This window comes from Nocardia sp. NPDC050713, from assembly GCF_040654315.1.
GTDB lineage: Bacteria > Actinomycetota > Actinomycetes > Mycobacteriales > Mycobacteriaceae > Nocardia.
The window spans coordinates 204451-217882 of record NZ_JBFAHS010000010.1 but is presented as its reverse complement, the minus strand read 5'-3'; the positions used below and the strand labels follow the sequence as shown (position 1 = coordinate 217882).

The 13432-nt window shown below is 69.7% G+C and carries 11 protein-coding genes; 4 read left to right on the top strand and 7 right to left on the bottom strand.

Annotation, left to right across the window (positions count from 1 at the left end; all coding sequences use genetic code 11):
* Positions 1-132: 132 nt before the first annotated feature.
* Positions 133-732, top strand: coding sequence for a Uma2 family endonuclease (locus AB0H49_RS20070; RefSeq protein ID WP_357253404.1), 600 nt, complete (start codon positions 133-135; stop codon positions 730-732).
* Between the two features lie 66 nt (positions 733-798).
* Positions 799-1152 carry a hypothetical protein gene (locus AB0H49_RS20065; protein WP_357253402.1) on the top strand — a complete coding sequence of 118 codons (354 nt, stop codon included), beginning with the start codon at positions 799-801 and terminating at the stop codon, positions 1150-1152.
* Positions 1153-1432: 280 nt separating this feature from the next.
* On the opposite strand, the gene AB0H49_RS20060 is transcribed toward AB0H49_RS20065, so the two are convergent.
* The 7 genes from AB0H49_RS20060 to AB0H49_RS20030 all read right to left on the bottom strand — a co-directional run bounded on the left by AB0H49_RS20060 (position 1433) and on the right by AB0H49_RS20030 (position 10628).
* Positions 1433-2506 (bottom strand): S-adenosylmethionine:tRNA ribosyltransferase-isomerase, encoded by a 1074-nt coding sequence (locus tag AB0H49_RS20060; protein ID WP_357253401.1) that lies wholly within the window; start codon positions 2504-2506, stop codon positions 1433-1435.
* 59 nt (positions 2507-2565) lie between these two features.
* A complete protein-coding gene (locus AB0H49_RS20055; protein ID WP_357253399.1) occupies positions 2566-3258 on the bottom strand; it encodes an SDR family oxidoreductase in 693 nt (230 codons plus the stop codon).
* A 262-nt stretch (positions 3259-3520) separates the two neighbouring features.
* On the bottom strand, positions 3521-5611 hold the full coding sequence (ligA, locus tag AB0H49_RS20050) for an NAD-dependent DNA ligase LigA (RefSeq protein ID WP_357253489.1): 2091 nt from the start codon (positions 5609-5611) through the stop codon (positions 3521-3523).
* 94 nt (positions 5612-5705) lie between these two features.
* Positions 5706-6755, bottom strand: a complete 1050-nt coding sequence (locus tag AB0H49_RS20045) for a methionine synthase (protein WP_357253487.1) — start codon at positions 6753-6755, stop codon at positions 5706-5708.
* Positions 6756-7250: 495 nt separating this feature from the next.
* Positions 7251-8369 (bottom strand): tRNA 2-thiouridine(34) synthase MnmA, encoded by a 1119-nt coding sequence (gene mnmA, locus AB0H49_RS20040; RefSeq protein WP_357253397.1) that lies wholly within the window; start codon positions 8367-8369, stop codon positions 7251-7253.
* Entirely contained in the window at positions 8369-9598 is a 1230-nt protein-coding gene (locus tag AB0H49_RS20035; RefSeq protein WP_357253395.1) for a cysteine desulfurase family protein, read from the bottom strand. The genes mnmA and AB0H49_RS20035 overlap by 1 nt, the downstream gene beginning before the upstream one ends.
* Positions 9599-9992: 394 nt before the next feature.
* A complete protein-coding gene (locus AB0H49_RS20030; RefSeq protein WP_357253393.1) occupies positions 9993-10628 on the bottom strand; it encodes a TetR/AcrR family transcriptional regulator in 636 nt (211 codons plus the stop codon).
* Positions 10629-10748: 120 nt separating this feature from the next.
* Between AB0H49_RS20030 and AB0H49_RS20025 the strand changes: the two genes are divergently transcribed.
* Both AB0H49_RS20025 and AB0H49_RS20020 read left to right on the top strand, forming a co-directional pair.
* The gene (locus tag AB0H49_RS20025) at positions 10749-12137 is read left to right on the top strand and encodes an NAD(P)-binding domain-containing protein (protein ID WP_357253391.1); all 1389 of its coding nucleotides are present in this window, start codon (positions 10749-10751) and stop codon (positions 12135-12137) included.
* Between the two features lie 34 nt (positions 12138-12171).
* The gene (locus AB0H49_RS20020) at positions 12172-13416 is read left to right on the top strand and encodes an NADH:flavin oxidoreductase/NADH oxidase family protein (RefSeq protein ID WP_357253389.1); all 1245 of its coding nucleotides are present in this window, start codon (positions 12172-12174) and stop codon (positions 13414-13416) included.
* Positions 13417-13432: the final 16 nt, after the last annotated feature.

Genomic DNA, 13432 nt, shown 5'->3' with positions numbered 1-13432 from the left:
TCGGTGCACGAACCAGCACACGGCGCCCGCCGAGTCCGTAGTTGTGGATAAGTTCGATTTCCTCACCGCTACCTGGCCCGATGCGACGCGCTTCCGCCCTCACCTCGAGCACGGCACGGTAGGCTTGGCTTCATGACCGAGGCCTCGATCGCCTACCGCTGGAGCCGCGACGAGTTCTTGCGCGCGTGGCAAGCGGGCGCGTTCGACCATCGGGTCGAACTCGTGGAGGGGGAGGTCTGGTCGGTGGTCATCGGAGACTGGCACGGGCCAGCCGTATTCCGCGTCGGACTGGCATTGGAGTCGGACGGGTTCGAGGTCAGCGGAACAACGCTGCCGACCGAGGATTCTCTTCCCGACCCGGACTGCTGGGTCCGACGGCTCGATTCCGAGCCGATCGGTGTCGTCGGGCGGAAGATCTCGGTGTGGGCCCCGGACGATATCCCGCTGGTCGTCGAGGTTTCCGACGAGACGGTCGTGCCAGACCTCACTATCAAGGCCAACCTTTACAGCCGGGGCGGGTATCCGGTGTATTGGGTCGTCACAAGGGAACTGATCTACGAACATACCGAGCCCACTCCCGTCGGCTATGCCAACGTGCGCAAATTCCGTCCTGGCGAACTCATTCCGCTGCACTTCGCCGACACCGCCGTCGCGGTCGACGACATCCTCTTCCCGAAAAACCGGCGGCCGACAGCTGACGGACGGGGGGACAGGTCGGCCGATCGGGGTTAGCATGCTGGCGCTAGGTCCTGTGCGGGGCGTGGCTGTCGGAACGTCTCCCAGGGATGAGGTGCAGCGATGACACGGATACTTCGTCGGCTCGTGATCCGCGGTGCGGTGATCGGGGCGGTCGCCGCGGGAGCGGTGGTCGCGGTGCCGCAGACGGCGATCGCGGAGGCGCCGTGCCAGGACGGTACCGCGCGGGTGTTCCTGAACAACGCCACCAATCTGTGTCAGAGCGGCAGCGCGACCTACACCGCGTACCCCGCGGTGACCAAGGTGTGTTCGACCAGCGGTACCAAGGTCGTCGTCGACACCACCGGCCCGCGCCGGGTCAACCGTCGGCACGTCGAACTCGATCCGGGCGGGCACTGCGCGCGCTTCGAGATCGAGGGCCAGGAGAGCGCGACCGTGCTGGTCACGGCCGCCTGACAAGCACACCGCCGGAAAGACGTTCGGATTGACAGTCTTGCGGCGCAGCACGTTTCACCTCGCCCGACGGGCGCAGCCGGACGGAGTCGCCCCGTAAGCCGCGCACGGCCGTGGGCTGGACGGCGCGCCGGTGGCGTTCGTCCACCAGACCCGCGACCCGCTGGTCCCTGACCAGGCGGCCGGACTTCGTCCCGAGCCAACCCGCGCACCCGGCGGTGAATCGGTATCGCGCGATCCGGCAGTTCGAAGGTCGGCGCCCACGCGAACGCGGAGGTACGACCTAGTCGCGGTCGTCGCCGCGGAAAAGCAGTGCGCTGTCGCCGAATTCGTGCCACAGGTAGCCGGTGTCGAGCGCCTCGGCGTAGGCGCGGCGCACGGTGGTCTCCCCCGCGACCGCGACGAGCAGATCGAGGTGGGAGGCGCCGGGGGCGTGCCAGCCGGTGATCAGCCCGTCGACCACGCGGGCGGGGTGGTCCGCGCCGAGCACCAGTTCGGTCCACCCGCTCACGGGCCGTAACCGACCATCCTTGTCGGCGGCGGATTCGAGGGCCCTGGTGACCGTGGTGCCGACCGCGACGATCCGCCCGCCCGCGCCTTTGGTGTCGTTCACCAGCCGGGCCGTCGCGGCGGGCACCGCCAAACGCTCCGGGCTCGGCGGCTCCCCGGCTTCCGGTGACGAGACGCCGGTGTGCAGCGTGATCGGCGCGAGGGAGACACCCGAGCTCACCAGATCCAGCACCACGTCGTGTGTGAAGGGCCTTGCGGCGCTGGGCATTTCCGCGCTGCCCGGAATCCGTCCGAACACCGTGGTGTAGTACGACGGCGACCATCGCCGCGGCACGTAGGAGTAGGTGATCGGTCGTCCGTGCTCCCTCATGAGAACCCGCGGATCCACGGTGACGTCGGCGATCCACAACCTGCGCGCCCCCGGCAACCAGGGCTCGCGCAGCGTCGCGCGCGCTCCGCCCGCCAGCTCGAGCACAGCGCCCGCACGCAGTTCGCCGTCGTGCAGCGGGGTGCGCTCGCGGGTGCGCGCCTCGACCACCCAACCGCCGTCGTCCAACCAGGTGGCGAAGTGCAGGGTGATCGGCAGATCGGCGAGTGTGCCGTCGACCGCCGCCGAGGTCGTAGCCGAGTTGTTCACCACCACTAGGTCGCCCGGTCGCAGATACCGCGGCAGTTCGCGGAACCGCGCGTGCGTCGACCGGTCTCCCGCGACCAACAGCCGGACTTCGTCCCGCGCCAACCCACGCGCCTCCGGCGGTGCATCGGCATTGCGCCGATCCGGCAGTTCGAAGGTCCGCGCCCACGCGGCGAAAGGCGTTGCCGCCCGGATGTTTCCGTGCTTCGACAACGAGCGGTGCCGCGCGGACGGCACGATGCCTTTCGCAGATCGGCGCGACGCCCCGCCACTCATCGCGCCACCGCGAAATCCGCCGCGGTGTAACGGCCGTTCCTCGGGCGTTCGTCGAGGAGCCGCAGCAGCGCGGGCACGACGCTCTCCGGCTCCGGCCGATCGGAGATGTCCTCGCCGGGGAACGCGGCCTGATGCATCTCGGTGCGCATATCGCCCGGATCGAAGGAGTAGACGGCCAGCTCCGGATGCTCGGCCGCGAGGATCGCGGTGAGCTGGTCCAGCGCCGCCTTGGCCGAACCGTACCCACCCCATCCCGGATACGGCTCCACGGCGGCATCGGAGCTGATGTCGACGATCACCCCGCCGGGACCGAGCAGGGGCAGCGTGGCTTGCAGAACGGCCAGCGGCGCCACCACGTTCGTGCGATACACGGCCTCGAGCTCGTCGAGCGGGTAGTCGGCCAGCCGCGGCAGCGGGCTCGGGCCGAGCCTGCTGGCGTTGTTCACCACGAGGTCGAGAGGTCCGGCGCCATCGGCGATTTCGGCCAGCCGCGCGCGGTGCGCCGGATCGGTGACATCGCCGGTGACGGCGACGAATGCGACGCCGAGCTCGGCGCGGACCTCGTCGAGCCGATCACCACGACGGGCGGTGCCGATCACCCGCCAGCCGCGCCCGGTCAACGCGCGTGCCAGCGCGCGGCCGAGCCCGGCGGACGCGCCGGTGATGAGGGCGGTGGGACGGTGAGTCATGATGACCTCCTCCTAGTTGCCTGGTAGGCGCTGTCGGACTCGATCCCTCCGAAGACCACCCACGGCCGAAGCGACTACGGAGGTACGCCGCGCACGCTCGGAGCGACTGCGGAGATACGCCGTCGCATGGCCGGAGCGACTGCCGAGGTAGCCGCGCATGGAGCGAATGCGGAGGTACGCCTACCCACCGATCGTCATACCTGAAGCAAGGTTCAGGTCAAGTGCCGTTCGCAGACGGCGCACATGCCGACCGCCGCGGGGCCTACTCCTCGACGTTTCCCTCGGCGCCGGACGCCGCCGGTGTCACCGCCTCCGGCCCACCCGCCAACAGCAATCGGAATCCGTCCTCGTCCAGAATCGGCACACCGAGCTCCTCGGCCTTGGCCGCCTTCGAACCGGGCGACTCGCCGATCACCACGAACGCCGTCTTCTTGGAGACCGAACCCGCCGCCTTACCGCCGCGCATCAGAATGGCCTCCTTGGCGCCGTCGCGCGAAAAGCCTTGCAGCGAACCGGTGACGACGATCGAGAGGCCCTCCAGCGTGCGCTCGATCGACTCGTCGCGTTCGTCCTCCATCCGCACACCGGCCGCGCGCCACTTGTCGACGATCGCCCGGTGCCAGTCGACGGTGAACCATTCGGCCGCCGCCGCGGCGATGGTCGGGCCGACGCCGTCGGCGGCGCCGAGTTCCTCGGCCGTGGCCGACTCGATCCGCTCCATGCTGCCGAACTCGGCGGCCAGCGCCCTGGCCGCGGTGGGGCCGACGTGCCGAATCGACAGGCCGACGAGCACCCGCCACAGCGGACGGTCCTTGGCGGAGTCCAGATTGTCCAGCAGCCGTTTGCCATTCGCCGAGAGGGTGCCGCTCTTGTTGGCGAACAGCGAGGTGGTGAGCAGGCGCGGCTCGTCGAGGTCGAACAGATCGCCCTCGTCGGCGATGGCGCCGGACTTCAGCAGGTCGACGGCGGCCTCGTAGCCGAGCGCCTCGATGTCGAAGGCGTTGCGGCTGGCCACGTGATACACCCGCTCCCGCAGCTGCGCGGGACAGGAACGCTGGTTCGGGCAGCGGATGTCGGCGTCGCCCTCCTTCTCCGGCGCGAGCTCGGTGCCGCACTCCGGACAGTGCGTCGGCATGACGAACTCGCGCTCCTCGCCGGTGCGCGCGTCCACCACCGGGCCGAGCACCTCGGGAATCACGTCGCCCGCCTTGCGGATCGTGACGGTGTCGCCGATGAGCACGCCCTTGCGCTTGACCTCCGACGCGTTGTGCAGCGTCGCCATCGCGACAGTCGAGCCCGCGACGGACACGGGCTCCATCACCGCGAACGGCGTGACGCGGCCGGTGCGTCCCACGTTGACCTGGATGTCGCGCAGCTTGGTGGTGGCCTCCTCGGGCGGGTACTTGTAGGCGATCGCCCAGCGCGGCGCGCGCGAGGTGGAACCGAGGCGACGTTGCAGCGACGTCTCGTCGATCTTGATGACTTGGCCGTCGATCTCGTGCTCGATGTCGTGGCGGTGCTCGCCCCAGTAGGCCACCCGCTCGATCACCGCCTCGACGCCCTGCACCCGCCGGGTGTGCTCGGAGACCGGCAGGCCCCAGGCGGCCAGCGCGCGGTACGCCTCGTACTGCGAGGACGGCATGTAGCCCTCGATGCGGCCGAAACCGTGACAGATCATCCGCAGCCGCCTGCGCGCGGTGACCGACGGGTCCTTCTGCCGCAGCGAACCGGCCGCGGTGTTGCGCGGGTTGGCGTAGGGCGGCTTGCCCTCGGCGACGATGGACGCGTTGAGGGTCTCGAAGTCCGCCAACCGCATGTACACCTCGCCGCGCACCTCGAGCAGGTCGGGAATCGGGAACTCGTCTGCGGCGGCCAGCTCGACCGGGATGTCGTCGATGGTGCGCGCGTTGAGCGTGACGTCCTCCCCGGTGCGGCCGTCACCACGGGTCGCGGCGCGCACCAGCCTGCCCTTCTCGTAGACCAGGTTGAGCGCGACGCCGTCGATCTTCACCTCGCACAGGTAGTGCAGGTTCGGGCCGGTCTCGGCCTCCACCCGCGCGGCCCATGTGCGCAGTTCGTCATAGCTGAACACGTTGTCCAGCGAGAGCATCCGCTCCAGATGGTCGACCGCGGTGAAGTCGGTCGCGAAGCCGCCGCCGACGAGCTGGGTCGGCGAATCGGGCGTCCGTAGATCCGGATGCTCGTCCTCCATGGCTTGCAGCCGCCGCAGCAGCTCGTCGAACTCGCCGTCGGAGATGATCGGCGCGTCGCGCACGTAGTAGCGGAACTGGTGTTCGCGAACCTCGTCCGCGAGCCGCTGCCACTCCACCCGCTGCTCTGCCGTCGCCGGAATCGCCACACTCTCGCTCTCGCTCACGAAAGGCAGAGTAGTCGAGGCCACCGACACATTCCCGCACGTCCGAGCCCTGCCGCGGGGTCCGGACCGGTCAGGAGAAGGTCAGCGACTCCGGGTCCTCGGCGAAGGCGCGGGCCACCTCGTTCGCCAGATTCAGCGCGCGCCGGGCCCAGGACAGCGGCGCGCCCGCGAGCCCGCACGCCGGTGCGACGAGCACGCGGTCGGCGAGCGTGGCGCGCGGAAAGCCGAGGCGATCGATGAGACGCACGCCCGGTTCCGCTATCTCACGCCAGGTGACCGGTGCCTGCGGCGTGGTCGCCGTCGCGGCGGCTCTGATCGCCGGGTCGGTGGTTGGCACCAGCCCGAGCACCAGCCGTTTACCTGCGTCGAGCGTCTCGCCGATGCTGTCGAGATCGCGGGTGTGGATCGTCGCGAGGTCGAAGCCGACCGCGGCGGCCTGGCTGCGGCGCAGAAAGGCCAGCGCGGGCGGCCCGGCGCAGCTGTGCACCAGCACCGGCGCGGCCTGCGCCTCGATGACGGCGTCGAGGACCGCGAGCGCCTCCGGATCCGGCATCGCGCGCACGGTGTCCAGCACGCTGACGCCGCGCAGCGAACCGTTCAGCACGTCGGTCAGCGACGGCTCGTCGAGTTGCAGCACGACCCGCGCGCCGAGCCGTTTGCCGACCTCGGCGACGTGCTGGGCAAGGCCCTCCGCGAGGGATTCCGAAAGATCGCGCAGCGCACCGGAATCGGTGAGCGCGCGGTGCCCGCCGGGCAGCTCGACCTCGGCGGCCAGCGTGAGCGGACCGGCGGCCTGCACCTTGACGACGCGTCCCGTATCCGCCGAACCCGTTGTCTCCCATGCCTCTTCGAGCGCGTCCAGGTCGGCGCGCAGCAGGTCGCGGGCGCGGCGGGAGACCGCGCCGGGACGCGCGGCGAGCCGGTAGCCGCGGGTGCTGGTGTCGAAGCGCATGTCCACGAGCAGGGCCGAGACGCGGCCGATCATGTCGGATCCGAGACCGCGGCCCGGTAGCTCGGGCAGGTGGGTCAGCTCGGCCAGCTCCCCAAGCACGGTGTTCGCGGCTTCGCGCGGATCGGTGCCCGGCCAGGAGCCGACGGCCGTCGCGATACCGCCGGGCAACGGGTCGGACGCGCCGGGGTCGGCGGAATCCGCAGCGTCAGTACCGGTTTCGCTCACCACGTCCTACCCATGTCGATGTGTGATGGATGCCGCCGCGTGCGCCGGTGGCTCGACGCCTGATGCCGAGATCCGTCCCAGTCCGCCCGGCCGCGGCATCGTGACATTACCCCGCACCGCAGCCGGGGCGATCATGGCGTATGCCTGTCGGACTCGCGGCCTGCTCCTCGGTGCGCCAGCGGGTACGACGGCCGATCAAGACGACGATCAGCTTCTCTACCGCACCTCGGTGCGCCAGCGGGTACGACGGCCAATCAGGGACGATCGACTTCTCTACCGCGCCCCGGTGCGCCAGCGGGTACGACGGCCGATCGGGACAGGCGATCGACTTCTACCGCGCCCCGGTGCGCCAGTGGGTACGTCGGCCGATCGGCTCCTCTACCGCGCCCCGGTACTGCAACGGGTACATCGACCGATAAGGACGGACGATCGGCTCCTCTACCGCGCCTCGACGCGCGCCGCGTCGTCGGCCGAGTGCGGCTCGCGCGAGGTGTCGCTGATGGTCCCGCTGCCGATCACCTCGTCGCCCGCCGCGTCGGGCCGGTACAGCACGACGGCCTGTCCGCGCGCGACGCCGGTCAACGGCTCGCGCAGCCGCACCTCGAGCCCGTCGCCCACCGCCTCGGCGACCGCGGGCGCGGTGCCGCCGTGCGCGCGCACCTGCGCGACGCACTCGATCGGCCCCTCCGGCGTCGTGCCCGAGGTCCAGATCGCCCGCTCGGCGCGCACCGTCCAGACCCGCAGGTCCTCGGCCGAGCCGACGCGCACGGTGCCGGAGTCGGGATCGATGTCGGTGACGTAGCGCGGCTTGCCGTCGGCCGCGGGGCCCGCGAGCCCGAGGCCCTTGCGCTGGCCGATGGTGAAGCCGTGCACGCCCTCGTGCTTCGCGAGCACCTGGCCGTCGGCGTCCACGACCGCGCCCGGCCGGACGCCGATCTTCGCGCCGAGGAAGGCGCGAGTGTCACCGGAGGGGATGAAGCAGATGTCGTGGCTGTCGGGCTTGTTCGCCACCGCGAGTCCACGCTCGGCGGCCTCGGCCCTGATCTGCGGCTTCGGGGTGTCGCCCACCGGGAACATGGCGCGGGACAGCTGCTCGGCGGTGAGCACGGCGAGGACATAGGACTGGTCCTTGTCCGCGTCCACCGCGCGGCGCAGCACACCGTCCTCCAGCCGGGCGTAGTGGCCGGTGACGACGGCGTCGAAGCCGAGCGCCACCGCGCGGTCGGCCAGCGCCGAGAACTTGATCTTCTCGTTGCAGCGCAGGCACGGGTTGGGCGTCTCGCCCGCCGCGTAGGCCGCGACGAAGTCGTCGATCACGTCTTCCTTGAAGCGGTCCGCGAAATCCCAGACATAGAAAGGGATTCCGAGCACATCCGCCGCGCGGCGGGCATCACCCGCGTCTTCCTTCGAGCAGCAGCCGCGCGAACCGGTGCGCAGCGTGCCGGGCGTGGCCGAGAGCGCGAGGTGCACGCCGACCACCTCGTGCCCGGCGTCGACGGCGCGCGCCGCCGCGACGGCGGAATCGACACCACCGCTCATCGCCGCGAGTACCCGCATCACACACCACCTTTCGCACCGGCAAGACCAGCGGCCCTGGCCCGCTCCACCACCTGGGGCAAGACATCGAGGAGGGCGTCCACGTCGGCGCGGGTCGACGTGTGCCCCAAGGAGAATCGCAACGAGCCGCGCGCCACCCATGGTTCGACACCCATGGCGATCAGCACGTGACTCGGCGTGGCCACGCCCGCGTTGCAGGCGGAGCCGGTCGAGCATTCGATCCCCGCCGCATCCAGCAGCATCAGCAGCGAATCGCCTTCGCAACCGGGGAACGTGAAGTGCGCGTTGCCCGGCAAGCGCTGCGCGCCGACCGGACCGTTGAGCACGGCGTGCGGCACCGCCGCCGTGACGCCCGCGATGAGCGCGTCCCGCAAGGCGATCAATTCGGCTGTGCGCGTGGGCAATTCGGCGACCGTGGCGTCGAGCGCGGTGGCAAGGCCGACCGCGGCCGCGGTATCCGAGGTGCCGGAGCGCAGGTCGCGCTCGTGCCCGCCGCCGTGCAACAGCGGCACACACCCGACCTGCCTGCCGAGCAACAGCACGCCGACACCGTGCGGTCCGCCGACCTTGTGCCCGGCGAAACTCGCCGCGGACAGCCCGCTCGCGGCGAAATCGATGGGCAGCTGGGCCGCCGCCTGGATCGCGTCGCTGTGCATGGGAACGCCGAATTCCTGTGCCACCGCGGCGAGTTCGGCGATCGGCTGGATCGCGCCTACCTCGTTGTTCGCCCACATGACGGTGACGAGGGCGACCTCGTCGGGGTGCTCGGCCAGCGCCGCCCGCAGCGAGCGCGGCGACACCACGCCGTCGGCGTCGACCGGCAGCCAGGTGGCCTGCGCGCCCTCGTGCCGCTCGAGCCATTCCACCGTGTCGATGACCGCGTGGTGCTCGATCGAGCTGGCGATGATCCTGGTGCGGCGCGGGTCGGCGTCCCTGCGCGCCCAGTAGATGCCCTTGACCGCGAGATTGTCGCTCTCGGTTCCGCCGGAGGTGAAGATCACCTCGGACGGCCGGGCGCCCAGATCAGCGGCGATCGACTCGCGCGCCTCCTCCAGCAACCGGCGCGCGGCCCGCCCGGATCCGTGCACCGACGAGGCGTTCCCCGGCCGCGCCATGGCAGCCGTCATCGCCTCGATCGCCGCAGGCAGCATCGGTGTGGTCGCCGCATGATCGAGGTAGACCGTCTGGGGCGCAGCACCGGTGACCGGACCCGAAAAAGCCGACTTCATGACCGACAAAGCCTATACCACCGCTGACCTGGGCATTTTTCGGGTCCACCCCTGCTTTCTACGATTTTTCTACGATTCACCCAGGATCCTCAACACGTGTAGCACTAGTCGGTATTCCCGGATCGACGGACAGTACGTTTCCGCGCAGTGTCCGACCACGTCGACCCCCGCGAGTGCCGCGTCGGCGGCCGCGGGATCGTCGAGTCCGCGAATCGGCCGGGAAGGTCGAGCTCGTTTGCGAGTGCTTGCACCGCTCGCCTGTTGCGCCCGGCATCCAGGATCGTGTCGCCGCTGCGCGGAGCCGGATTCGACTCGGAAGGCGGTACTCGACTTTCGGCCGCAGATCGAGAGCGCGGCGAATCGGCCGTGCTCGCGCGTTCGAAGGAAGTTCGCGTCAGTCGGGCTGTGCGGGAACGTCGAATTGTTCGGCGATGACCGTTCGGGCGAAGCCGAGCATGCGGCGCTGGGAGAAGATCTCGGGTTCGGACAGCAGCAGGCGGCCTGCCTCCCAGGCGAGAGCGAAGATGACGCGGGCGGTCATCTCGACATCGGTGCCGGGTGGAACGGGTGTGCGCCGCAGGTAGTCCTCCAGGAGCGCGGTGGCGGCTTTGCGTTGTCTGTCGACACGGCGGCGGAATTTCGGGGTGGCGCTGTCGACGAGGCTGAAGGCGGCGCGCCATCGGTCGGGGGCTTTCTGGATCTCGGTGAGGAAGCCGTCGAGAAATTCGAGCAAGGCGGCGGCCGGGTCGTCGGAGGCCAGCGCCGCGCTCATCAGTGGCGTCACCTGGGCGAGCGCGGCAGCCTGCTCGCGATCGAGTGAGGCGCGCAGCATGTCGTCGCTGTCGGAGAAGACGCTGTAGACCACCGGGCGGGTGACGCCGACCTCGCGGGCGACGGTGTCCATCGACACCTTGTGAACACCCTGTTCGACGATGATTTTCAGGACCGCGTCCAGCAGTTGCGCGCGGCGTTCCTCCAGGGGCATTCGGGGCGCGTATGCCTTTCCGCGTCGTGCCGGGGCGCTGGTCACGCACCCACCTCCTTCGGTATCGCTGCCTCGTGGCAGGCCACTGTCTTGACAGATCGTTCTTCGTACGCAAATACTACACTCAATGTAGCTACAGCGGTTGTAGCTTTCGAGGAGGTCTTCATGACGCGCCGGTACTGCATCATCGGGGCGGGATACACCGGTCTCGCGGTGGCGAAGGCGTACACGGATCTGGGTCTGGACTACGACCACATCGAGGCCACCGGCTCGATCGGCGGCAACTGGTCGCACGGGGTCTACGACTCGACGTATCTGATCAGCGCCAAGGACGTCACCGGCTACCCGGACTATCCGATGCCCGACCACTACCCGGATTTCCCGAGCGCCGCGCAGATGCGCGACTATCTGCGCGCCTTCGCGGCCGAATTCGGTTTGACCCGCCGGATCGAGTTCAACACCTTGGTGACCGATGTTGCGCCGCTGGATGATTCGGGCCTGGCCGGGTGGCGGGTGGAGTTCGCCGACGGTGTCGTGCGGCAGTACGCCGGTGTCGTGGTGGCCAACGGGCACTACTGGGACATCAATGTGCCGTCCTATCCGGGCGAATTCACCGGCAAGCAGATCCATTCCAAGAACTACAAGCGGCCCGCCGATCTGGCTGGTTCGCGGGTGCTGGTGGTCGGGGCCGGCAACTCCGGCTGCGACCTCGCGGTCGAGGCCGCGACCGTGTTCGGGACCTCGGAGATCTCACTGCGCCGCGGCTACTGGTTCGTGCCCAAGTATGTCCTCGGCGTGCCGAGCAGCCGATTCGACGTCGGGTCGGTGCCGGTGCCGAAGTTGGTGCAGGAGGCCGTCTTCCGGCTGATCGTCGCCGTCGGCATGGGCAGCTACCATAGTTTCGGGCTGGCCAAGCCCGAGCACCGGATCTTCGATCAGGACCTGGTGGTCAACCAGCAGCTGCCGTACTTCCTCAAGCACGGACGCATCACCGTACGTCCGGAGATCGCGCGATTCGACGGGCCTACGGTGCATTTCACCGATGGCTCCAGCGGCGAGTACGACACCATCGTCTGGGCGACCGGATTCAAGACGACGTTCCCGTTTCTGCGTGAGGGCCTGCTCGACTGGGAGAAGGGCCAGCCGCGGCTCATCTCCCACACTTTCGCGCCCGGGCTGGCCAATCTCTGGTTCGCCGGGCTCGTCGCCCCGCGTTCCGGTGCGGGCATGCTGCTGATGAACTCCTCCCGGCTGCTGGCCGAGGCGGCGCTGTTACAGCAGCGAGTGCGCACCCCGATCGGCGACCTCTACACGCTTGTGTCGAAGCCCTCGGCCGAAATCCTGGCGGGCGGACCGGAACTGCGCTGGGAGGTGGTGCGCGGCCGCTTGATGGTGCGTGCGATGGCCCGGCTCTCTGTTCTGTGGTCGATGCTGTCGAGGCGGCGGGGCAACACGATCGACAGCGATGTCCCTGACGCCCAGTGGGACCCCTCCAGCACCCTGAACCACACCCTGTTGCGTCCGATCTTCGCCGCCGCACGTCGCATCGCTTGATCCCAAACCTGCCACCACCCTAGGAGTCTCGTTCGTGTCACCCAAGAACCGCTCGCCCCGCCTCGTCGCCGTCGGCAGTCCACTGCCGTTGCCGTGCGGGGTGACCCTGCCCAACCGTCTGGCCAAAGCCGCCATGAGCGAGCAGCTCGGCCAGATCGACGGCGCGCCCAGCCAGACCCTCACCCGGCTCTACAGCGCCTGGGGGCGCGGGGGCGCGGGCCTGCTCATCACCGGCAACGTGATGATCGACCGCCGCGCCTACGTCGAACCGCGCAATGTCACCCTCGAAGACGACCGGCACCTCGAGGCGGTGCGTAATTGGGCCCGCGCCGGCTCCCGCGAGGGCGCGGTGATGGTCATGCAGATCAACCATCCCGGACGTGTCGCGGTCGGTCCGCTGCACCGACGTCCGGTCGGACCGTCGGCGCTGCGCCCGCAGGTGATCGGCTACAACCTGCGCAAGCCACGGGCGCTCTCGATCTCCGACATCGCCGATCTGCGCAGCCGCTACGCCCGCACCGCGGAACTGGCCATGGCCGCCGGGTTCGCGGGGGTGCAGGTGCACGCCGCGCACGGCTATCTGCTCTCGCAATTCCTGTCCCCGCTCGCCAACCAGCGCACCGACCAGTATGGCGGCAGCCCGCAGAACCGCCGCCGACTTTTGCTCGAGGTGGTCGCGGACGTGCGAGAGGCCGTCGGCCCCAACGCGATCCTGTCGGTCAAGCTGAACTCGGCCGACTTCCAGCACCGCGGACTGGAGGAAAACGAGTCCCTCGACGTCGCGCTCGCACTGGAGTCCGCGGGCATCGACCTGCTCGAGATCTCCGGCGGCAACTACGAGGCTCCCGCCATGACCGGCGTGGTGCAGGACAGCACCCGCGAACGCGAGGCGTACTTCCTGCGCTACGCCCGGGAGCTGCGCGCCCGCTCGGGTATGCCGCTCATGCTCACCGGCGGCATCCGCACTCTCGATTTCATGAACGAGGTGCTCGCCCAGAGCGCCGTCGATGTGATCGGGCTGGGCCGTCCCTTCGCGGTCCGGCCCGATCTCGCGGCCGAATTGCTGGCGGGCACGTGGGATTCGCGGGAGCTGCCCTGCGCGCCCCGGATCCCCGGCCGTGGCCTGGATCCGGTCAACTCCTATCTCCAACTCGCCTGGCACGCCGCCAATTTCCGCGGCATCGCGGCCGGGGAGAAACGGCTGCGCGGGCCGGGCGCGGTGCGCACCCTGGCCGCCGCCGGGGCCACCATGACCGTCCGCGCTCTCACCCAGTTCTGAACATCGAGGAGCTTCC